Consider the following 19,891-nt stretch of genomic DNA (forward strand, 5'->3'; position numbering starts at 1 on the left):
CGACGCAGAGGGCAGCGCCGCGCTACTCATCCGGGCTGAGTACGCGTACTCAACCCGAGCGCGACTCAGCCGACAAGTGCCTCCCAGGTGATCATGCCGGCCTGGCCGTCGACGACGAGCCGGTTGAGACCTTGGAACGTACGTACCGCCTTATCGGTGACCGACCCGAAGTCGCCGTCGACCGCGAGGCCCGCGCTGCGCTTGTTCATGGCAGCCTGCAGACCGCGTACGTGCGATCCGTTGTCGCCCTTGTCGAGTGTGTACGCGAGCTTGGGCCAGGTCGCCGGGCCGACCTGTCCGTCGGCTTCGAGTCCCTTCGACGACTGGAACTTCTTCACCGCGGCGACCGACACCGAGCCGTACGACCCGTCGGCGACGAGCTCGTGACCGCGCTGGGTCATCAGGTGCTGGATCGCGACGACAGTGGCTCCGGCGGCGCCCGGGTCGATGCGCGGCCAGCCGCCGACGAGCGTGATGCCGCGAGCCGCCATGAACGACACGGGATTGGTGATTCGCCCGAGGCCGCCGGAGTGGGTCTCGAAGTGCAGATGCGGTCCGGTCACGTTGCCGGTGGCTCCCATATCGGCGATGCGCTGGCCCGCGCCGACCTTCGCGTTGAGGCTGACCCGGTACGCGTTCAGGTGCCCGTAGTAGGTGTACAGACCGCCGCCGTGCGAGATGACGATCGCATTTCCGGTTCGACCGCCGATACCGCCGCCCCACTTGCGCCGGATGACTGTGCCGGCCGCGGCCGCGTACACCGCCGTGCCCGTCGAGTTGGTGATGTCCTGCCCGGCGTGCGGACCGCCCGACCTCGGTGCCCCGTAGTAGCCGCCGTCCGGGAAGTAGCCCTGCGCCGGCGTGCACCACCGGCCGTCGTTCGCCGACGCAGCAGATGCGCTCGGCGTCGCTCCTGGCAGACCGAGCACCGATGCGCCGACGCCGATCCCGATGCCCGCCAGCAGGCCGCGTCGCGACAGACCGCTGCCCTTCCCGACCGGTTGCTCAATACCGCTGCACGTCTCACACATGGGTCCTCCATGACCGCTCAATCGATGGTGATTCCAGCCGAGAACGGCCAACGTTATTGAGTCGACAGGTCACCTCGGGCGAACCCGACGGAGCGCGTTTGGACTCGGTGAAACGGGGGCAGAATCGGCCTGAACCGGCGACTGTGACCGACACCGTTGAAGCACCGAAGCGCTACGTACGCTCCAGCAACGCGACGCATTCGACATGGTGCGTCATCGGAAACAACGCGTACGCGCGCAGATCGCGCAGTTCATAACCCTCCGTCGCGAACGACGCGACATCACGCGCGAGTGCCGCGGGGTCACACGCGACGTACACGACACGGCTCGGGCCGAGGCCGGCGATGCCGCGTACGACCTGAGCCTTCGCGCCGGAGCGTGGCGGGTCGAGGACGACCGCGTCGCACGGGCCGACCTGGCCGGTACGCAGCGCACGCTCGACCCGGCTGTCGATGATCCGCGCCTGCGGCAGGTCGTGCAGGTTGCGGCGCGCGTCGCGTACCGCTGCCGCCTCCGACTCGACGCTCACCACCCCTCCATCGGCGCCGACCGACTCGGCCAGGAACGCAGTGAACAGGCCGACTCCTGAGTACAGATCGGCGATCCGCTCGCCCGGTCGGGGCCCGACCAGCTCGAGTACGGTCTCGGCGAGTACCTCGGCAGCGCGCGGATGCACCTGCCAGAACCCGCTCCCGGTCACCCGGAAGGTCCGTTCACCCACGCGTTCACGCGCATGGCGTCGTCCGCGTACGGTCTCCTCGTCGGCGACCACGATCGTGTCTCCCTCGGACGAGACCACCGTGTCGACCCGCGACGCGGACCACGACTCCCCCGCGACGTCCGGCAGGTCCGGGTGTGCGATCGGGCAATCTGCGATCGGCACGACGTCGTGCGACCGGTGCTTGCGGAGGCCGGTACGCCCGTCTTCGCCGACCGCCCACGAGACGCGCGTACGCCAGTCGAGGCCGTCGCCGTCGTCGGGCGACTCCACGACCACCTCGCGGTCAATGCCGGCGAGCCTGCGCAACTGCTCGCGCACCACGTCGCCGAGGAGCCGGCGCTGCGTTGCGAGGTCGACGTGCTGGAAGTCGCAACCACCGCAGCCACCCGGCCCCGAGTGCTCGCAACGACTCGCCACTCGCCCAGGCGCGGGCTCGAGCACCTCAACCGCGTCGGCGCGCAGGAACCGTGACTTCTCGGCGCCGTCGGTGATCACCGCACGTACCCGCTCACCGGGCAGCGTGTGCCGCACGAACACGACTCGGCCGTCCAGCCTGGCTACGCAGTGCCCGCCGTGTGCGACCGGGCCGACGTCGAGCTCGACGCTGTCACCGATCATCGTCGTCCTTGCGCCGGCCGATGGTCTGTCCGCGGCGTACCTCCCCGGGCACCGGGCGTACGCGCTGCGCTCGCTCGCGGGCGTACTTCGTCGACTGCAGCTGGTACGGAACGCTCGTCACCATCACGCCGGGAGTGAACAGCAGCCGGCCCTTGAGCCGCAACGCGGTCTGGTTGTGCAACAGCTGCTCCCACCATCGGCCGACGACGTACTCGGGTATGTAGACCGACACGATGTCACGCGGGCTGCGCCGACGGATGCCCTTGACGTACCGCACGATCGGTCGGACCAGTTCACGGTACGGCGAGTCGAGCGTCGTGAGCGGCACCGGCAGGTCGAGCTCGTCCCAGCGCCGTGAGATCGACTCCGTCGAGTCCGGGTCGAGGTCGACGATCACCGCCTCGATCGTGTCCGGGCGGGCGATCCGGGCGTACGCGAGCGCGCGCATCGTCGGCTTGTGCAGCTTGCCGACCAGCACGATCGCGTGCACCCGCGACGGAAGAGCCACATCGGAGTCGTCGATCTCCAGCTCTTCGGAGACGTGGTCGTAGTGGCGCCGGATGCCGCGCATGACGAAGAAGATCGCGGTCATCGCAGCTATCGAGATCCACGCTCCCTGCAGGAACTTCGTGAGGAGCACTATCACGAGCACCAAACCAGTGACGCTCAGGCCGAATGCGTTGATCGCCCGGTTACGCATCATCCGTCGCCGCGTGCGCGGATCGGACTCGGTCCGCAACAGCCGAGTCCAATGTCGGACCATCCCCGTCTGACTCATCGTGAACGACACGAAAACGCCCACGATGTACAGCTGGATCAGCTTGGTCACCTCGGCGTCGAACGCGAGGATCAACACGATCGCACCGGCCGCCAGGGCGACGATGCCGTTGCTGAACGCGAGCCGGTCACCGCGGGTGTCGAGCGCGCGCGGTAGGTAGCCGTCGCGGGCGAGGATCGAACCGAGCACGGGGAAACCGTTGAACGCGGTGTTCGCGGCGAGTACGAGGATGATCCCGGTGAACGCGATCGTCAGGTAGAACAACGGCTCGGCGTTGTCGAAGATCGCTCCCGCGAGCTGCCCGATCACGGTCTGTTGTTCGTACGAGTCGCCGACCGGTTGGCCGTTGCGCTGCAGCTGATGCGCGGGATCCTCGGCGTACCGCAGTCCGGTGATGTCGGCAAGCACCAAAATGCTCATCAGCATCGTGACGGCGATCGAGCCGAGCAGCAGCAACGTGGTGGCTGCATTGCGGCTTTTGGGCGGACGGAACGCCGGTACGCCGTTGCTGATCGCCTCGACGCCGGTCAGTGCGGCGCACCCCGAGGAGAATGCCCGGGCGAGTAGGAAGACCATCGCGATCGACGAGAGCGAGCCCGCGTACGCGCCTTCGGCGGTGATGGTGAGGTCCGCGCTCTCGACCTCGGGCAGCGTGCCGAAGGCGTACCGCGCGTACCCCCAGATCGCCATGCCGATTATCGAGAGCATGAACAGGTACGTCGGGATGGCGAACGCCGTGCCCGACTCCTTGACTCCGCGTAGGTTCACCGCCATCAGCACGAGAACCAGAACCGATGCGGCGAGCGCCTCGTGTCCGTGCAGGAACGGCAACGCGGCCGCGGCGTTCTGTACGCCCGACGAGATCGACACCGCGACGGTGAGCACGTAGTCGACCAGCAGCGCACTGGCCACGGTCATGCCCGCGGTCGGGCCGAGGTTCGTCGATGCCACCTCGTAGTCGCCGCCGCCGCTGGGGTACGCGTGGACGTTCTGCCGGTACGACGCGACGACAGTGAGCATCACGATCGCGACGGCGACGCCGATCTGCCAGTTGTACGCGTACGCCGAAAGCCCCGCCATCGAAAGCGTCAACAGGATCTCGTCCGGCGCGTACGCCACCGACGACAATGCGTCGCTGGCGAACACCGGAAGCGCTATCCGCTTCGGTAGCAGGGTCTCCCCGAGCTGAGTGCTCTTGAGCTTGCGTCCCAGCAGCATCCGCTTGCCGGCGTCGGCAACTCCCACATCGTGATCGTAGGACATTCACGACGCAGAGGAGGACCATAGGTCACGTTCGGCAACCCTTGCGCCGCCGGCTGCTCCCGACCGGAGTAGCGTCGGTGGCTGTCCGTACCAGGCGGGGACGCCCCGCATTCGAAAGAAGGCCTTCGTGCATGTCGTGATCATGGGATGCGGCCGCGTCGGATCCACCCTCGCGCGCGGCCTCGAGGTACGCGACCACTCCACGGCCGTGATCGACCAGAATCCCGACGCCTTCCGCCGGCTCGGGCCGTCGTTCACCGGTTCGACCGTCACCGGGCGCGGGTTCGACCGCGATGTGCTCAAACGAGCGGGCATCGAGACAGCCGATGCGTTTGCCGCAGTCTCCAGCGGTGACAACTCGAACATCATCTCCGCACGCGTGGCCCGCGAGCAGTTCGGCATCACCAACGTGGTCGCACGCATCTACGACCCCGGCCGCGCCGAGGTGTACGAACGCCTCGGCATTCCGACCGTCGCAACGGTCACCTGGGCGGCAGACCAGGTCCTGCGCCGGCTGGTCCCGCACGGCGACGAACCGCTCTGGCGTGACCCCTCCGGCACGGTGCGCTGCGACCAGATCCTGGCGCCCGCACCATGGGTCGGGCGTCCGGTACGCCAGATGCAGGACTGCACCGGCGGGCGCATCTCCCATCTCACCCGGCTCGGCACGGGTCTGATTCCGGCACGCGAGACCATCATCCAAGAAGGTGACCTGGTCACGATCTTCATGCTCGAAGACAATGCCGACGACGTACTCACCCGCTTCTACAACGGGCCTTCGGAGGGCTAGGTCATGCGTGTAACGATCGCCGGAGCAGGCGCGGTCGGCCGCTCGGTCGCCCAGGAGCTGCTCGACAACGGCCACGCCGTGCTCCTGATCGACAAGGACCCGACGGCCATCAACTCCGACACGGTTCCCGACGCCGAATGGCTCCTCGCCGACGCCTGCGAGCTGTCGTCGCTGGAGGAGTCGCAGATGCAGCAGTGCGACGTGGTCATCGCCGCCACCGGCGACGACAAGGCCAACCTCGTCATCTCGCTGCTGGCGAAGACCGAGTTCGCCGTTCCGCGTACCGTCGCCCGGGTCAACCACCCGAGCAACGAGTGGTTGTTCAACGAGTCGTGGGGCGTCGACGTACTCGTGTCCACACCGCGGTTGATGTCTGCGCTCGTCGAGGAAGCCGTGACGGTCGGTGACCTGGTGCGCCTGTTCACCTTCCGGCAGAGCAGCGCGAACCTCGTCGAGCTGACGCTGCCGTCCGACTCTCCGTACCTCGGCCAGCGCGTCGGCAGCGTCGCCTGGCCGCGCGACGTCGCTCTGGTGGCGATCCTGCGCGACCAGGGCATCCTGACGCCCGACAGCGACCGGTCGCTGGAAGGCGGCGATGAGCTGCTGTTCGTCGCGCACGAGGATCGCGAGGCCGAGATCGCCTGCCTGCTCGCCCCCGACGAGCATCCGAGCTAGCGGTCAGTCGGCCTCGCGGCGCACGGGCGTGTGGTTGCGGCTGAGCAGATAGACCATCGCCAGCAACGCGGCGACCTGCAGCGGCCAGCCGAGCGCGATCTTGGCCGTACCGAGCATCGCGACCATGAGGTCCTTGTCGGCGAGGTCTTGGCTACCCGCAAGGTACATGGGCGCCTGGATGACGACGCGCACGATGCATGGGAGCACCAGCAGCCAGGTCAGGTTGCGACACAGCTTGACGATCTGCGGGTTCTCCCGCCAGGCGGTCGGGTCACCGGTGACGCTGCCGACGAGGAAGCCGACGACCGGCCACCGCACCACGATCGACAGGATCATCGCGACGGCGTACCCGGCGTTGTAGAGGATTCCGGGCAGGAAGTACGCGAGCGCCTGGTCGCTCTCGTCGCCGCCTCCGCGCGCGCTGCGCCACGCGAAGAACGCGCCGATTCCGATGCCGACCAGACTGTTCACGGCGAACTGCACGGTCGAGCGCTGCACGATCCGTACGACCAACAGCACCGCCGCGACGGTGATACTGACGATCAGCGCGGGTTTGAGCTCGCGTACGGACAGGAAGACGATCGTGAACAAGATGGTCGGCACGGCCGCTTCGACCATGCCGCGGACGCCCCCGAGCGCCTTGGACAACTGACCGCGGACGACTGCCTCGACGGTCTCTTCGGTGGGTGCGCCGCCTGCAGCGTCAGGCATGGGCGAGGGCCGGCTCACGCACTCAGCTCGTAGCGCGGGTTGAACAGGATCCGCTCACCGTCGCGGATGCCGAGCCGACCGTGGACCGTGAGCTGACGACCCGGTGTGATGCCTTCGATTCGACGCCTGCCGAGCCAGACGACGAGGACCGAGCCCGAACCATCGTTCAGATCTGCCTCGAGCGCGGGCACCCCGCCACGGGGGCGCAGCGTGACCCGGCGCAACGTGCCGTGCACGGTCGCCTCCTGGCGGTCCGACCTGGTCGCGATCAGCTCGCAACCGGCCTTCGCCGCCTCGTCACGTAGCTCGGCCTCCTCGATCCGTGCGGTGGGCGTCGTGAGGCGTCCGAGCGCGCGGCTCAGCACCCCTTCACGGCGCTCCTTCGCTCCTGAACGTGGCATGTTTCCAGCGTAGTCCATGGCGGTCCGCGCCATGGGGGGTCAGGGGACCCCGAGGAGACGCAACCCGGCTGCCGTCGCGGCGGCAACCACCACGACCACCACGAACGGCGCCTTGCGCCAGGCGAGCACGCCCGCGACCACGACACCGGCCGGTCGTGCGTACCCCGCGAACCCGTCGCCTTCGGTCAGCGTCGCGGTCGCGAACAGCGCCGAGAGCAAGACCACGACGGCCACCCCGATCACTTTGTCGGTGTACGCCGACAGAGTGAGCCGCTCGCGGAGCACCGGCCCGGCGAAGCGGAACGCGAACGTGCCGGCGCCGAGTACGGCGATGGCAATCGACATGGTGAGCGGGTTCATTGCACGGTCACCTCCTCGGTCGCCTTGGGTCTGCAGATCGCGACACCGGCCAGCGCCAGCAGCACCGGGAGCCCAGCGGGTACGAACGGGGTCGTGACGAGTGCGATCGCGACCCCGACGACGGCAGCGGTCAACGTACGCCGATCGCGCAGCGAGGGCAGGATGAGAGCGAGGAGTACGGCCGGGAAGGCCGCGTCGAGGCCGAAGGCATCGGTGTCGGTGATCACGGTGCCGGCGACCCCGCCGATGACCACTCCGACGTTCCAGCACACGAACAGGCCTGCACCACAGATCCAGTACGCGGCCCGGCGACGCGCCGGATCACGCTGCGCGAGCGAGAACGCGACGGATTCGTCGATCATCAGATGGCTGCCGAGCGCCCGGCGCGGGAGCGTACTGCCGAGGACGTCGGCGACTGCGAACCCGAACGGGAGGTGGCGGGCGTTGACGACGAGCCCGGCGAGCACGGCCGGTACCAGCGCACCGCCGGCAGCGATGAGACCGATGAACATGAACTGCGACGCGCCCCCGAAGACGACGACGGACAGGGCTATCGGAACCCAGAGCGGGAATCCGTCACTCACCGCGATCGCGCCGAAGGAGACGCCGACGAGGCCGTCGGCGACCAGGACCAGGGCGATGTCGCGAGCGAGCTGCCGGCCGAGGCGCTCGTCGATCGTTCGCCATATCGAACGCATTGCACCATGGAAACAACGCGGTAGGGTGTTCGTCAACTTGAACGTAACGACCGATGGAGCGAACGGATGACCACAGCCGACCGCACCGGCGCACCGCTCGAGCTGATCGCCTCGGCCTTACGCCGCGAGCGAGAGCGTTCCGGCCTGTCGCTCACCGAGGTTGCACGGCGCGCAGGCATCGCGAAGTCCACGTTGTCGCAGCTGGAATCCGCCAACGGCAACCCGAGCATCGAGACCCTCTGGGCCCTCGGCGTGGCGCTGAACGTCCAGTTCTCCCAGCTCGTCGACCCGGTGGCCCCCCAGGTGCGGGTGGTACGCGCCGGGGAGGGTACGACGATCCGCTCCGACGTCGCCGACTATGCGGGCACCCTACTGTCGACATCGCCGCCGGGATCGCAGCGCGATCTCTATGTCCTGAGCATGGAGCCCGGCTCCCGCCGCGACGCCGAGCCCCACCTCGCAGGCTCCGTCGAGCACATCGTCGTCGCCGCCGGCCGCGTAGTCACCGGACCGCAGACCAGCCCGATCGAGTTGGCCGCGGGCGACTACGCAACGTTCCCGGGCGACGTACCCCATTTCTACGAGGCACTCGAGCCCGGTACGTGGGTCGTGCACGTGATGGAGTCCCGCTAGCGCTGACTCGCCTCAGTCTTCTTTGGGGGTGGCGTTCTCGGGGATGACGATCGGCAGCGCGTCGCGCGGTGCCATCGGCCCGTCGCCGCGACGTACGACGACGTCCCGGAACGCGCTCTCCAGCGGGCCGTCGTCGTCGGGCTGGACCGCGGCCTTGCCATAGAACGTGCCCCGCAGGAACCACCGCGGGCCCTCGACACCGACGATCCGGCTCGGCTGCACGGCATCGGCGCCCTCGGGCGTCTTCGCCGGAACCTGTAGGTGCAGCTCCGGACCGTGCCGACCGTCGACGACCTCGCACTCACCCTTCAACCGGGCGGCCTCTCCGGCGATGTCGGAGCGTACGTCTTCCCAGAGGCCGCCGGAGCGCTTCGCGGCGAACGCGCGCAGCTCCAGTGCGGCCTCCTTGTTCACGAACACGACCGCGGCCGGATTGCCCGACTTCGGATCGGACGGGATCTGTACCTCGAGACCCTCACGACCCTTGACGATCAAGCCACCGAGATCGACGTACGCGCCGTCGTCGGCGTCGATCGTCACCTCGTCGACATCCCATGGGCCTTCGGTACGCGCCGCGCCGGACTCGGCCGGCGTAGCCTCCTGGCCGGTCGGCGTAGCCTCCGAGTCGGTCTGCGCCTCCTCCCCAACCGGGTCGGATTTGCTCTTGCGACGCAGGATCACCGGGATTCCTCCTCGTTCATCGGCGATATGGACGGACTTGTCAACGCGTTCGCGCCACCGGTCGAACCGTAGCCACCCGCGCCGCGAACCGTGTCGGGGAGCGCCGCGACCTCCACGAACCGGGCCCGCTCGACACGCTGGATGACCAGTTGTGCGATGCGGTCCCCTCGCTCGAGCGCAATCGGCTCGGCCGGATCGAGGTTGATCAGCGAAACCTTGACCTCTCCACGGTAGCCCGCGTCGATGGTGCCCGGTGCGTTCACGATCGAAAGACCGCGACGGGCGGCAAGACCGGACCGCGGATGGACGAACCCGGCATACCCGGGTGGCAGCGCCAGCGCGATCCCGGTCGGCACCAGTGCGCGTTCGCCCGGTGCGATCACCGTGTCGACGGTGGTCACGAGGTCGGCGCCGGCGTCGCCGTCGTGTGCGTACGACGGCAGGGGTACGCCCTGGTCTACTCGCTGGATCGCGACTTCCACGTGTGCAGGCCTCCTCGTGATGTGCCGGGCCGACCTTACAGTGTGCCCCGAGCACGCCCGGTCCTTCGGGCATGACAGCCTTTCCCCATGCCCGAACCGTCGCCCGCCGGAGGCGAGCACGAAGAGACGCTGTACGCGCCGCTGTCGTGGTGGCTGGTCGTTGCGGGATTCGCGATCGTCGTGTGGTGGGTGTTCGTACTCGCGACGCCGCTCGCGGTCGCCGTCGGCGCCGGACTCGTTGTCGCGGCGGCACTCGGTGGCGTGCTCTGGGCGTACGGCCGCGCCGCGGTGACGGTACGCGGAGGCGAGATCGCCGCCTGTGGTGCACGGATCGAGGTGGAGTACTGCGGACCGGCGCAGGCGCTCGACGCGTCACAAACGGCGGCTGTACGCGGGCGCGACGCGGATGCACGGGCGTACTTGGCGCTGCGACCGTACATCGCGACATCGGTGCGGCTGGAGATCGCAGACGAGCGCGACCCCACACCGTACTGGCTGATCAGCACGCGCAACCCCGACCGACTGGTCGCCGCGATCGACGCGGCACGCGCCTCGTCGGGAGCATCCGGCGAGTGATGGCAGCATGCAGGTGCAAGACTGTGACATCGAGGGCACTGAGGACGGAAGGCGGATCGCCAGGTGAGTAAGAAGGCGGACAAGAAGGGCAAGACGCAGGGCATGGCGCAGAAGCGCACCTGGAAGCTCTTCGACCGTGGGTCGACGGTGCTTGCGGGTGTCGTCGCGGCGCAGCTGTCCAACCTCACCTGGCGGGCCGCGACAGGTAAGAAGCCGCCCACGTCACCGGCCGATCCGCAGGTACGTCTCGCGGAGGCTGTGACATGGGCGGCTCTTGCCGGTGCGACGGTCGAGCTCACCAAGATCCTGGTGAACCGCAAGGCCGTCGACTATTGGGTTCGCTCAACCGGCGAGCTTCCTCCGGGCGTCAAGGCAAACAAGACGTCCGGAACAAGCGGCAAGAAATAGCGGCTCTCAGGCAGCGCAATCCCGGCAGATGAGCTGCCCGTTTCGCTGCTCGGCGAGCTGGCTGCGGTGGTGGACCAGGAAGCACGATGCGCAGGTGAACTCATCGGACTGGCGCGGCAGCACCTTGACCGAGAGCTCCTCATGCGACAGGTCGGCGCCGGGGAGCTCGAACGACTCCGCAGCCTCGACCTCGTCCTCGTCTACCTTGCCTGAGTTCTTGTCGTGACGCCGCGCTTTGAGCTCTTCGATGCTGTCCTCTGACTGTTCGTCATCGGTCTTGCGCGGTGCGTCGTAGTCGGTGGCCATAGACTCCTCCTCCACGGGGACTATGGACCGATTCGTCGAGCCGACGACTCGGTCAATGATTCGTACTTCGGTGCCCAAAACGGACGCGGCGCGCAGATTGTGCCCCAAACTCCCCCGCAAATGCGAATCAATTCGACACATTCCGGTGCGATTTGAGACACATTTTGGTGACGACCGTCGTCGGTCACCCTTGGTCCATCAGTTAACGCGAGACACCGGCCGATGATTCCCGATGTGTCGAGGGAGTTTTCGGCCGTCTCTGCGGCCCGGTCACGATGCGCTCAGAAGCCCGCTTTTCGTACCTCTTCGAGCAATTCTGCGGCGATCCACGGGGTGCATGCGATCGTCATGCGTTCGTTCGGCTCGCCGTCGAGGCCGGTCACCACCGCGCCCGACTCCTCGGCGATCAGCCGCCCGGCCGCGAGGTCCCACGGCTTGAGCCCTTCCTCGACGTACCCGTCGAGGCGCCCGCTGGCGACATTGCAAAGGTCGATCGCGGCCGACCCGATCCGTCGGATGTCCGCGACGGAGCCGAGGAGCCTCGCAACGGCAGCGCCCTGCTTCGCCCGAATCTCGGGGCGGTAGTTGAACCCGGTGCCGATCAGCGCGTACTCGAGACGCACCTGCGGCGGCGGGCCGAGTGCCGTCGTCGTGCCGTCGGGTCCGGTACGGGTGGCGCCGTTGCCGCGCAATGCGGCGAACTCCTCGCCCGAGACGACGTCGACGACGCAGCCCGCCTCGACGACACCGCCGACCGACGCGGCGATCGACACGGAGTAGCCCGGTAGACCGTGCACGAAGTTGACGGTGCCGTCGATCGGATCGACGATCCAGGTGACGTCGGACGACTCTTCGGCGCCGCCGAAACCGCCTTCCTCGCCCATCACCGCATCGCCGGGCCGGGCGGCCGCGATCATCGTGCGAATCAGGTCTTCGGTCGCACGGTCGATCTCGGTGACGACATCGGTGTCGCTCGATTTCGTCGCCGCGACGTCGACGCGGCCCTCGGGCCGCCGCGAGCGTACGAACTCGGCCGCGGCGTGAGCGACCGAACGAGCCAGGTCGTGCAGCGCCTCCGGCGACGTCACTGGTCTTCACCGCACAGCGCGGGCCGATCGCCGCGAGCGTTGGCGCAGCAGCCCGCGGGACAGACGTCCCAGCTCGCTGCGCACTCACCGGTCGTACTTCGCTGCACCGCGACGCCGCGCTCCACGGCGGCGCGCTCCTGCACAAGGTCGGTGATCATCGAGACGAACCTCGGGTCGACTCCGGGCGTCGCTGCGCGCCGGTATGCCAGGCCGAGCTTGTCGGCAGTCTGCGCGGCTTCGGTGTCGAGGTCGTAGATGACCTCCATGTGGTCGGATACGAAACCGATCGGCACGACGACGACCGCCCGGGTGCCGGCCTCGACGACCGCCTCGAGATGGTCGTTCACATCGGGTTCGAGCCACGGCATGGTCGGCGGACCCGAACGCGAGCAGTACACGAGCGCATCGTCGCGCTCGACCCCGGTGCGCTCCGCGACCGCGGCGGCGACCGTCGCCGCGACGTCGAGGTGCTGCGCGACGTACGCCCCGCCTTCCGGCGCACCGTCGTGACGGCCGCTCGCGGCGTTCATGGTGTCCGGGATCGAATGCGTGACGAACACGATCCGCGCCTCGTCGCGTACGTCTGCGGGCAGCGATTCGATCGCGTCGACGGTCGCGCTCACGAACGGCTCGACGAAACCCGGGTGGTTGAAGTAGTGCCGAATGCGATCGAGACGCGGAGCAGCGTCGCCCAAGGGTTCGGCGGCATCCCAGAGGTTCTCGCGGTACTGCCGGCAACCCGAGTACGACGCGTAGGCCGACGTCACCAGGCACAGCGCGCGGCGTACCCCGTCGTCGGCCATGCGTGCGAGCGTGTCGCTCAGGTAGGGATCCCAGTTCCGGTTGCCCCAGTAGACCGGGAGTTCGACGCCCTCCCGTTCGAAATCGGCACGGATCGCCGCGACCAGCTCGCGACACTGGTCGTTGATCGGCGAACGACCGCCGAAGTCGTAGTAATGCTTGCCGACCTCGACGAGGCGCTCGCGCGGGATGTTCTTGCCTCGGGTGACGTTCTCGAGGAACGGCACCACGTCGTCGGTGGCCTCGGGCCCGCCGAACGAAACCAGCAGGAACGCGTCATAGGGGTCAGTCGACGAGCGCATGGCTCCAGTGTCTCAACCAGGGAAGACACGGCCGGCGTCGGTGGTCTTCTACGGGCTCGGTGGTGGTGTGACACCGAACGCGCGTATGCGAGGGTGAGATGCCACTCCGGCTCAGTCGCCCTAGGACGCCAACGATGTTCGCCACGTACCGACGCGTGCTGTCGCTGCCGGGCGCGTTGTTGTTCAGCATGACCGGGTTGGTCGCACGGCTGCCGATCTCGATGGTCACCCTCGGCATCGTGCTCCTCGTCTCCGACCGCACCGGGTCGTACGCGTACGCCGGCGGCATCTCGGCGGCCTGCATCGTCGCGACCGCTTTGGCGTCGCCGCTACAGGGTCGTCTGGCCGATGCCCGCGGCCAACGCCTCGCGTTGCTGGTGATCCCGACCACGTTCGCATCCGGCATGGCGCTGCTGCTGCTCGCGGTCGAACGTGGATGGTCGTCGCCCGTGCCACATCTGTTCGCCGCCTGGACCGGCGCGGCGCTGCCTCAGGTCGGCTCTCTGGTACGCGCGCGCTGGACGTACCTCGTCAAGGAACGGCGTCAGCTCACCACCGCGTTCGCCTTCGAGGCAGTCGTCGACGAGGCCGTGTTCATCACGGGCCCGGTGATCGTCACCTTCCTCGCGACGCTCGTAGACCCGATCGCGGGACTGGCCGTTGCTGCCGCGACCGGCCTGGTCGGCGGGCTCGCACTCGCGGGTCAGCAACGTACGGCGCCGCCCGTTCGCGCGGTCGACGACACGGCACCGAGAGTGCCGATCCGCTGGGCGGTACTGCTACCTCTGTGCGTCGCCGCGGCGGGGTCGGGCTCGATGTTCGGTGCCGGCGAAGTGGTGACCGTCGCCTTCGCGAGCGAGCAGGGCGAACGCAGCGCCTCGGGTGTGCTGCTCGCTGTCTGGGCGTGCGCCAGCCTCATCTCGGGCTTCGTCGTCGGCGCCGTCGACACCAAAACCGCGCCGCTGCGTCGGTTCCGCATCGCGAGCCTGGTGCTGACCGCCGCGATGGCGCCGCTCGTCGTCGTGCCGTCGGTCCTGCTCGCCGGGCTCACCCTGTTCCTCGCGGGCTTCGCCATCTCACCGATGCTCGTCGCGCAGATGTCACTGATCGAACAGGTCGTACCCCGGGAGCGGCTGACCGAGGGCATGTCGTGGTTCTCGATGGGCATGGCCGCGGGTGTCGCACTCGGCGGCGCGGCGTCGGGCTGGGTCGTCGACCACCACGGCGCATCGCTTGCGTACCTCGTCCCGATCGCGTCCGCCGGAATCGCCGCCGCAGTCGCCTGGACGGTGCCGAAACAGGCCGTCGAACCCCTCACAGCGGAAGGTATTCGGCGCGTTCACTTGGATTGAGTCGCTCTGCGGACGAGACTGTCCCTCGACACCGTCCACCGTCCGGAGGTGGGCACCTGGGAGGCTACGAATGCGCGATCTCAGTCTCGTGGGGCTGGTCGAAGACCGACGACACGTCGTACTTCGTACCGCCACGGGCGAGGAGTTCCGCCTCCCGGTAGACGACCGCCTACGCGCCGCGATCCGGGGCGACCGGGCGAGACTCGGACAGTTGGAGATTGAGATGGACAGCGCCCTGCGTCCCCGCGACATCCAGGCACGTATCCGACGCGGGGAGTCGACCGAAGCCGTCGCTGAGGCGGCGAACGTACCCGTCGAGCGGATCATGGCGTACGCCGTTCCGGTTCTCGCCGAGCGTGAGCACATCTGCGAACGCGCACAGGCCGCAACGATCCGGCGTACGAACGTCAGCACGCCGACTGCACGGTTCGGCGACGTCATCGCAGAGACGTTCCGCACCCGCGACGTCGACGCGACGGCGGTCGAATGGGACTCATGGCGCCGCGAGGACGGCCGCTGGGTCGTTTCGGTGCGCGTACCCGACGAGGACTCACCCGCGATGTACCTCTACGACGCACCCGGGCGCTATGTCGTCGCCGACAACGACCTCGGCAGCGACCTGGTCGCCGACGTCGCAGACAGCACCGAGATGGCGATCGCATCGGCAGTCACCGAGGCCGAACCGGAGACGACCTCCGAGGCAGACGCCGAGCCCGCCGCCACACACACACGGCCGGAGGTCCAGTTGGATCCCGAGCCGCAGGGGGCATCCGCGGCCGACGAGTACGACGACGTCGACGAGCCGGGCGTGACCTCGCTCAAACGGGCCCGTGCTCGCCGGGCGATGGCGCAAGAGCAGCTGATGCTCGATGAGCAGGCCCAGGCCGGCGACTCCGAGGAGTCGACCGACGAAGACGTCGACCCGCATGCGAACACCGCTGACCTGACCGAGACGGCCGCCGCCGCGCGCGCCGCCGGCGACGTCGGCGAACAGGCCGACGCCGCGCCGAAGCGGTCGCGTCGGCGCGAGCGCAGGCGCGTACCGAGCTGGGACGAGATCATGTTCGGCAACAAGACCGAGGAGTAGGTTCACCCGCTCCAGCCGGATACCATGCTGCGACACCGACTGGAGAGGCAGATATGGCGTACTTCGTCACCGGCGCAACCGGATTCATCGGCCGGCATCTGGTGGCGGAGCTGCTCGACCATCGGGCCGGCGACATCCACGTGCTCGTCCGGGAACAGTCAATCGGCCGCTTCGAGCGCCTGCGTCGTCAGTGTGGGGGCACCGACCGGCTCAAGCCGGTCGTCGGAGACCTCGCGGAGGCACGTCTCGGTGTCGACGACAACTGGTTGCGCGAGCATCGCGGCGACATAGACCACGTCTTCCACCTCGCTGCGCTCTATGACATGACCGCCTCCGCGGACCGCAACGATGAGCTCAACATCGGCGGTACGCGAGCCGCGCTCGGGTTCGCCGATGCGGTCGACGCAGGCGTGTTCCATCAGGTCTCCTCGATAGCAGTCGCAGGCGACCTGCGCGGACGGTTCAACGAGTCGATGTTCGACGAGGGCCAGGGGCTCCCGTCGGCGTACCACCGCACGAAGTACGAGTCCGAACGCATCGTGCGCGAGGAGTCGACGATCCCGTGGCGCGTCTATCGTCCGGCAATCGTCGTGGGCCACTCCGCAACCGGCGCGATGGACAAGGTCGACGGCCCGTACTACTTCTTTCCGCTGCTCAAACGCATGCGCGACTCGCTGCCGCAATGGACCCCTCTTGTCGGTATGGACCTCGGCGACACCAACGTCGTTCCGGTCGACTACGTCGTCAGCGCAATGGATCATCTGGCGCACAAACCCGGGCTCGATGGTCGGGCGTTCCATCTGGTCAACCCAGAGCCGCAACCGACCATCGACGTCGTCAACACGCTGGCTCGCGTGGCGAAGGCGCCCCGTTTCGCGCTGCAGGTCGACAAGCGGCTGACCGGCCTGGTGCCGGCGTCATTTGTGCAGTCGGCGCTGCAGAGCGGCCCGGCGAAGTTCCTGCTCCGCCAGAGCGTCGAGCGATTCGGCATCCCGGCAGAGGTGGTCGGCCATGTCTCACTACCGACGACGTTCGACGACCAGGCGACCGAACGCGAACTGTCCGGAAGCGGCATCGCGTGCCCCGACCTCGAGACGTACGCGTCGGTGCTCTGGGACTATTGGGAGCATCACCTCGACGAGAGCGTGCTCGCCGACCCGCGGCTGCGATCGGCCGTCCAGGGCCGCTGCGTCGTGATCACCGGGGCGTCGTCGGGTATCGGCAAGGCGACTGCGCTTCGCGTCGCCGCGCTGGGCGGGATACCCGTACTGATCGCGCGTGACCTCGACAAGCTCGAGGACACCCGTCGCGAGATCGAGCTGCTCGACGGCCAGGCTCACGTCTACTCCTGCGACCTCTCCGATATGGCGGCGATCGACGAGCTGACCAAGCGACTCGTGGAGGAGCACGAGACGATCGACGTGATCGTCAACAACGCGGGCCGCTCCATCCGGCGCTCACTACACCTCTCGTACGACCGCTTCCACGACTTCGAACGCACGATGACGCTCAACTACTTCGGCGCCATCCGGCTGGTGATGGGGTTGGCCGGCAAGCTGTCCGAGGACGGCGGCGGGCATATCGTGAACATCTCCTCGATCGGCGTGCAGACGAACCCGCCACGGTTCTCCGCGTACGTCGCATCGAAGGCCGCACTCGACTCCTGGAGCCGCGTCGTCAGCTCCGAACTGATCGGCGACGGCATCACCTTCACCACGATCCACATGCCGCTGGTCAAGACGCCGATGATCGCACCGACGAAGCTCTACGACGCGTTCCCGACGATCACGCCCGCGCAGGCGGCCGACCTGGTGCTGCGCGCGATCCGAGACAAACCGCATGAGGTGAACACGCACCTCGGCACCGCCGGCGAGCTCGGACACGCGCTCGCGCCCAAACTCGCGTTCCGGATCCTGCATCAGGCGTACAAGGTCTTCCCGGACTCCTCGGCAGCAAAGGGCGCCTCGGACGGCGACGAGTCGGCGACCAGCGAACAAGTGCTCCTGGCGAAGGTGCTCAGAGGAGTCCACTGGTGACGCCTGGCCTGCTGCTGTCTGGCTGATTCGCTTCGGTGCGACCACCCGTCGGCCCGATCCTCGCCGCTGTCGGGTTTCCCTCGCCCTCTGGCTGGGCAAAGACGCGGCGACGCGCGGAGCCGCCATTTCGGTTCGGTTGCTTGGCGGCTTTCTCACCACTTTAATGCTGGATCGGGGTAACGTTCGGTTTCGGTGTCACTCCAGTACCGGCAGCCACCTACGTACCAACGAGCACGGCAACGTGTCACATTGCACGGTGTCCCAGCCATGCAAAGTGGAGTTTCCCCACGTTTACCTGGTAAGGCACCACCAATCGACCCGCAAAAGCCAATCGGAACGCGAAAGCCGGCCAGCAACCGAGCCATGTAGCCGCGACTCCCGCGTCGCCGCGTCTTTGCCCGACCGAATGAGCGGGAGCGCCGACCGGGAGTCGGAATCGGGCAGCCGGGTAGTCGAGCCAAAGTAGAGCGGGAAAGCCGACAGCGCCGAGAAGCAAAGCGGCAAGTAGTCGCACCGTAGAAGCCGAGCGCCGGCACCGATGGACGAGAGCGCTACTCCCCCGTCGCCACCGGGCGACGCGGATCGGTCACCCACTCGCTCCACGAACCCGGGTACAGCGCCGCCTCGAAGCCGGCGATCTCCAGTGCCAGCACGTCGTGGGCGGCCGTGACGCCGGACCCGCAGTACGCACCGACCTCGGTGGTCGCGTCGATGCCGAGGGCGGCATAGTGCTCACGGAGGTCAGCAGGCGTACGCCACGATCTGTCCTCGGTGAGGTTCAACCGCGACGGGGCGTTCGCGGCGCCCGGGATGTGGCCGGCGACCGGATCGATCGGCTCGAGCTCACCGCGGTAGCGCTCCGCGGCGCGTGCATCGAGCAACACACCGGACTGCGCCAGCGCCGCCGCACCGTCGGCGTCGACGACGGGGCGCCTGCCTGGTTTCGCAACGAAATCGCCCGCTTCGACGCTTTGCACCAAAGCGGTCGTGTTTCCGCTTGCCTCGACCCAGCCGTCGTACCCACCGTCGAGGACGCGCACGTCGTCGTGACCGTGATGGGTGAGCAACCACCACGCGCGTGCTGCGGCTGTGCCGTCGGCTTGGTCATAGACGACGACCGGACGGTCGGCGCATACACCGACGCGACGCATCGCCGCCTCGAAACGGGCCGGGTCGGGCAGCGGATGACGGCCGTTCGGACCGGCCGGATCGGCCAGATCGACGTCGAGGTCGACGAACTGGGCACCGAACAGATGGCCCGCTTCGTACGCGTCGCGTCCGGTCGGACCGTCGCTGCCGTCAACGCTCAGTACGAATCGCACATCGAGCAGCGCTGGCGGCGTTGCCGACGCCTGCAGGTCGGCGAACTCGTCGCGACCGATGATCGGTGAACCGCTCACGCCTTGTCTCCCAGCATCCGTGCCTCATGGTCGAACGGCAGCACATCGGGCGAAAGGGACGCCGCCTTCGCCCGTGCCGCGGTCATCCTTCTCCGGTGATGCTGTCGGCACAACACCTCGTACGCGACCTCGGTCGGCGGCGCGTCGACGTCTCCGACCACGACCACCTCGCCCTCAGTGACCATCTGGCCGTTCTCCGTACGCGCGTTGTGGGTGGCGCGTTCACCGCACCAGCACAAGGCCTCCACCTGGACGGTCTGCACCCGGTCGGCCAGCTCCACGAGTCGCGCCGAGCCGGCGAAGAGTTTCGTCCGGAAGTCGGTCAGGATGCCGAAGCAGAACACGTCGATCTGCAGCTCGTCGACCACGCGGGCGAGCTGGTCGACCTGTGCGGGGGTGTAGAACTGCGCCTCATCGCACACCATGTAGTCGATCCGGCCACCGTGCGTCAGGTCGTGCACCACGTACGCCCAGAAGTCGAAGTCGGGCGGAACCTCGACCGCGTCGACCGACAACCCCAGCCGGCTCGACAGGATCGCGGCGCCGCGGCGGTCGTGCGAGGTGAACAGCCGCCCTACTCTCCCCCGCGCCGCATGGTTGTGGTTGACCTGTAGTGCGAGGGTGGACTTTCCCGAGTCCATGGTGCCGTTGAAGAACTGGAGATTCGCCACCCGCCCATCCTGCCAGGCGCGG

General features: G+C 68.0%; 22 protein-coding genes. 8 read left to right on the forward strand and 14 right to left on the reverse strand.

All coding sequences use genetic code 11. The annotated features are described in order from the left end of the window. Positions 1 to 65: 65 nt before the first annotated feature. The 3 genes from MU582_12390 to MU582_12400 form a co-directional block, all read right to left on the reverse strand. The gene (locus MU582_12390; protein UPK73241.1) at positions 66 to 1,031 is read right to left on the reverse strand and encodes a peptidoglycan DD-metalloendopeptidase family protein; all 966 of its coding nucleotides are present in this window, start codon (positions 1,029 to 1,031) and stop codon (positions 66 to 68) included. Between the two features lie 172 nt (positions 1,032 to 1,203). After that, a complete protein-coding gene (locus MU582_12395) occupies positions 1,204 to 2,370 on the reverse strand; it encodes a TRAM domain-containing protein (protein UPK73242.1) in 1,167 nt (388 codons plus the stop codon). Further along, positions 2,360 to 4,366: an APC family permease gene (locus MU582_12400; GenBank protein UPK77163.1), complete on the reverse strand. Its 2,007-nt coding sequence runs from the start codon at positions 4,364 to 4,366 to the stop codon at positions 2,360 to 2,362. Before MU582_12400 ends, MU582_12395 begins: the two co-directional genes overlap by 11 nt. 172 nt (positions 4,367 to 4,538) lie before the next feature. Between MU582_12400 and MU582_12405 the strand changes: the two genes are divergently transcribed. Then, positions 4,539 to 5,201 carry a TrkA family potassium uptake protein gene (locus MU582_12405; protein ID UPK73243.1) on the forward strand — a complete coding sequence of 221 codons (663 nt, stop codon included), beginning with the start codon at positions 4,539 to 4,541 and terminating at the stop codon, positions 5,199 to 5,201. Positions 5,202 to 5,204: 3 nt separating this feature from the next. Beyond that, positions 5,205 to 5,876: a TrkA family potassium uptake protein gene (locus MU582_12410; protein UPK73244.1), complete on the forward strand. Its 672-nt coding sequence runs from the start codon at positions 5,205 to 5,207 to the stop codon at positions 5,874 to 5,876. Between the two features lie 3 nt (positions 5,877 to 5,879). On the opposite strand, the gene MU582_12415 is transcribed toward MU582_12410, so the two are convergent. Genes MU582_12415 through MU582_12430 form a run of 4 tightly spaced genes read right to left on the reverse strand, consistent with a single transcriptional unit; the run spans position 5,880 to position 8,046 of the window. Further along, a complete protein-coding gene (locus MU582_12415) occupies positions 5,880 to 6,587 on the reverse strand; it encodes a DUF3159 domain-containing protein (protein ID UPK73245.1) in 708 nt (235 codons plus the stop codon). A 14-nt stretch (positions 6,588 to 6,601) separates the two neighbouring features. Continuing rightward, entirely contained in the window at positions 6,602 to 6,988 is a 387-nt protein-coding gene (locus MU582_12420) for an OB-fold nucleic acid binding domain-containing protein (protein ID UPK73246.1), read from the reverse strand. A gap of 39 nt (positions 6,989 to 7,027) precedes the next feature. After that, the gene (locus MU582_12425; protein ID UPK73247.1) at positions 7,028 to 7,348 is read right to left on the reverse strand and encodes an AzlD domain-containing protein; all 321 of its coding nucleotides are present in this window, start codon (positions 7,346 to 7,348) and stop codon (positions 7,028 to 7,030) included. Further along, positions 7,345 to 8,046 carry an AzlC family ABC transporter permease gene (locus MU582_12430; protein ID UPK73248.1) on the reverse strand — a complete coding sequence of 234 codons (702 nt, stop codon included), beginning with the start codon at positions 8,044 to 8,046 and terminating at the stop codon, positions 7,345 to 7,347. The genes MU582_12425 and MU582_12430 overlap by 4 nt, the downstream gene beginning before the upstream one ends. A gap of 66 nt (positions 8,047 to 8,112) precedes the next feature. Between MU582_12430 and MU582_12435 the strand changes: the two genes are divergently transcribed. Next, on the forward strand, positions 8,113 to 8,679 hold the full coding sequence (locus MU582_12435; protein UPK73249.1) for an XRE family transcriptional regulator: 567 nt from the start codon (positions 8,113 to 8,115) through the stop codon (positions 8,677 to 8,679). A 12-nt stretch (positions 8,680 to 8,691) separates the two neighbouring features. Here MU582_12435 and MU582_12440 read toward each other — a convergent pair whose 3' ends face one another. Together MU582_12440 and dut are read right to left on the reverse strand one after the other, a co-directional pair. Continuing rightward, on the reverse strand, positions 8,692 to 9,360 hold the full coding sequence (locus MU582_12440; GenBank protein UPK73250.1) for a DUF3710 domain-containing protein: 669 nt from the start codon (positions 9,358 to 9,360) through the stop codon (positions 8,692 to 8,694). Beyond that, on the reverse strand, positions 9,357 to 9,842 hold the full coding sequence (gene dut / locus MU582_12445; GenBank protein ID UPK73251.1) for a dUTP diphosphatase: 486 nt from the start codon (positions 9,840 to 9,842) through the stop codon (positions 9,357 to 9,359). The genes MU582_12440 and dut overlap by 4 nt, the downstream gene beginning before the upstream one ends. A gap of 87 nt (positions 9,843 to 9,929) precedes the next feature. Between dut and MU582_12450 the strand changes: the two genes are divergently transcribed. After that, entirely contained in the window at positions 9,930 to 10,418 is a 489-nt protein-coding gene (locus MU582_12450; GenBank protein UPK73252.1) for a DUF3093 domain-containing protein, read from the forward strand. A 63-nt stretch (positions 10,419 to 10,481) separates the two neighbouring features. Further along, positions 10,482 to 10,826, forward strand: a complete 345-nt coding sequence (locus tag MU582_12455; protein ID UPK73253.1) for a DUF4235 domain-containing protein — start codon at positions 10,482 to 10,484, stop codon at positions 10,824 to 10,826. Positions 10,827 to 10,832: 6 nt separating this feature from the next. Here MU582_12455 and MU582_12460 read toward each other — a convergent pair whose 3' ends face one another. From MU582_12460 to MU582_12470, 3 genes are all read right to left on the reverse strand, one after another. Beyond that, positions 10,833 to 11,132, reverse strand: coding sequence for a DUF4193 domain-containing protein (locus MU582_12460; GenBank protein UPK73254.1), 300 nt, complete (start codon positions 11,130 to 11,132; stop codon positions 10,833 to 10,835). Between the two features lie 281 nt (positions 11,133 to 11,413). Next, positions 11,414 to 12,220: an inositol monophosphatase gene (locus tag MU582_12465; GenBank protein ID UPK73255.1), complete on the reverse strand. Its 807-nt coding sequence runs from the start codon at positions 12,218 to 12,220 to the stop codon at positions 11,414 to 11,416. After that, complete coding sequence (locus tag MU582_12470) at positions 12,217 to 13,323, reverse strand: ferrochelatase (GenBank protein ID UPK73256.1); 1,107 nt, start codon at positions 13,321 to 13,323, stop codon at positions 12,217 to 12,219. The genes MU582_12465 and MU582_12470 overlap by 4 nt, the downstream gene beginning before the upstream one ends. Before the next feature lie 134 nt (positions 13,324 to 13,457). Here MU582_12470 and MU582_12475 point away from each other — a divergent pair, with 134 nt between their 5' ends. The 3 genes from MU582_12475 to MU582_12485 all read left to right on the forward strand — a co-directional run bounded on the left by MU582_12475 (position 13,458) and on the right by MU582_12485 (position 17,798). After that, positions 13,458 to 14,675, forward strand: coding sequence for an MFS transporter (locus tag MU582_12475; GenBank protein ID UPK73257.1), 1,218 nt, complete (start codon positions 13,458 to 13,460; stop codon positions 14,673 to 14,675). Positions 14,676 to 14,745: 70 nt separating this feature from the next. Then, a complete protein-coding gene (gene sepH / locus MU582_12480) occupies positions 14,746 to 15,762 on the forward strand; it encodes a septation protein SepH (protein ID UPK73258.1) in 1,017 nt (338 codons plus the stop codon). 53 nt (positions 15,763 to 15,815) lie between these two features. Continuing rightward, positions 15,816 to 17,798, forward strand: a complete 1,983-nt coding sequence (locus MU582_12485) for an SDR family oxidoreductase (protein ID UPK73259.1) — start codon at positions 15,816 to 15,818, stop codon at positions 17,796 to 17,798. Positions 17,799 to 18,349: 551 nt separating this feature from the next. Here the strand turns inward: MU582_12485 and MU582_12490 are convergent. Together MU582_12490 and MU582_12495 are read right to left on the reverse strand one after the other, a co-directional pair. Continuing rightward, complete coding sequence (locus tag MU582_12490) at positions 18,350 to 19,198, reverse strand: sulfurtransferase (protein ID UPK73260.1); 849 nt, start codon at positions 19,196 to 19,198, stop codon at positions 18,350 to 18,352. Next, on the reverse strand, positions 19,195 to 19,869 hold the full coding sequence (locus MU582_12495) for a thymidine kinase (protein ID UPK73261.1): 675 nt from the start codon (positions 19,867 to 19,869) through the stop codon (positions 19,195 to 19,197). The genes MU582_12490 and MU582_12495 overlap by 4 nt, the downstream gene beginning before the upstream one ends. Between the last annotated feature and the right edge of the window lie 22 nt (positions 19,870 to 19,891).

The organism is Nocardioidaceae bacterium SCSIO 66511 (assembly GCA_023100825.1).
Taxonomy (GTDB): domain Bacteria; phylum Actinomycetota; class Actinomycetes; order Propionibacteriales; family Nocardioidaceae; genus Solicola.

Coding starts and splice junctions, on each gene's coding strand:
- MU582_12410 (UPK73244.1), top strand. CDS start 5,205: ATGCGTGTAACGATCGCCGGAGCAGGCGCGGTCGGCCGCTCGGTCGCC.
- MU582_12420 (UPK73246.1), bottom strand. CDS start 6,988: ATGCCACGTTCAGGAGCGAAGGAGCGCCGTGAAGGGGTGCTGAGCCGC.
- MU582_12450 (UPK73252.1), top strand. CDS start 9,930: ATGCCCGAACCGTCGCCCGCCGGAGGCGAGCACGAAGAGACGCTGTAC.
- MU582_12430 (UPK73248.1), bottom strand. CDS start 8,046: ATGCGTTCGATATGGCGAACGATCGACGAGCGCCTCGGCCGGCAGCTC.
- MU582_12400 (UPK77163.1), bottom strand. CDS start 4,366: ATGCTGCTGGGACGCAAGCTCAAGAGCACTCAGCTCGGGGAGACCCTG.
- MU582_12485 (UPK73259.1), top strand. CDS start 15,816: ATGGCGTACTTCGTCACCGGCGCAACCGGATTCATCGGCCGGCATCTG.
- MU582_12390 (UPK73241.1), bottom strand. CDS start 1,031: ATGTGTGAGACGTGCAGCGGTATTGAGCAACCGGTCGGGAAGGGCAGC.
- MU582_12435 (UPK73249.1), top strand. CDS start 8,113: ATGACCACAGCCGACCGCACCGGCGCACCGCTCGAGCTGATCGCCTCG.
- MU582_12475 (UPK73257.1), top strand. CDS start 13,458: ATGTTCGCCACGTACCGACGCGTGCTGTCGCTGCCGGGCGCGTTGTTG.
- MU582_12470 (UPK73256.1), bottom strand. CDS start 13,323: ATGCGCTCGTCGACTGACCCCTATGACGCGTTCCTGCTGGTTTCGTTC.
- MU582_12460 (UPK73254.1), bottom strand. CDS start 11,132: ATGGCCACCGACTACGACGCACCGCGCAAGACCGATGACGAACAGTCA.
- MU582_12415 (UPK73245.1), bottom strand. CDS start 6,587: ATGCCTGACGCTGCAGGCGGCGCACCCACCGAAGAGACCGTCGAGGCA.
- sepH (UPK73258.1), top strand. CDS start 14,746: ATGCGCGATCTCAGTCTCGTGGGGCTGGTCGAAGACCGACGACACGTC.
- MU582_12395 (UPK73242.1), bottom strand. CDS start 2,370: ATGATCGGTGACAGCGTCGAGCTCGACGTCGGCCCGGTCGCACACGGC.
- MU582_12425 (UPK73247.1), bottom strand. CDS start 7,348: ATGAACCCGCTCACCATGTCGATTGCCATCGCCGTACTCGGCGCCGGC.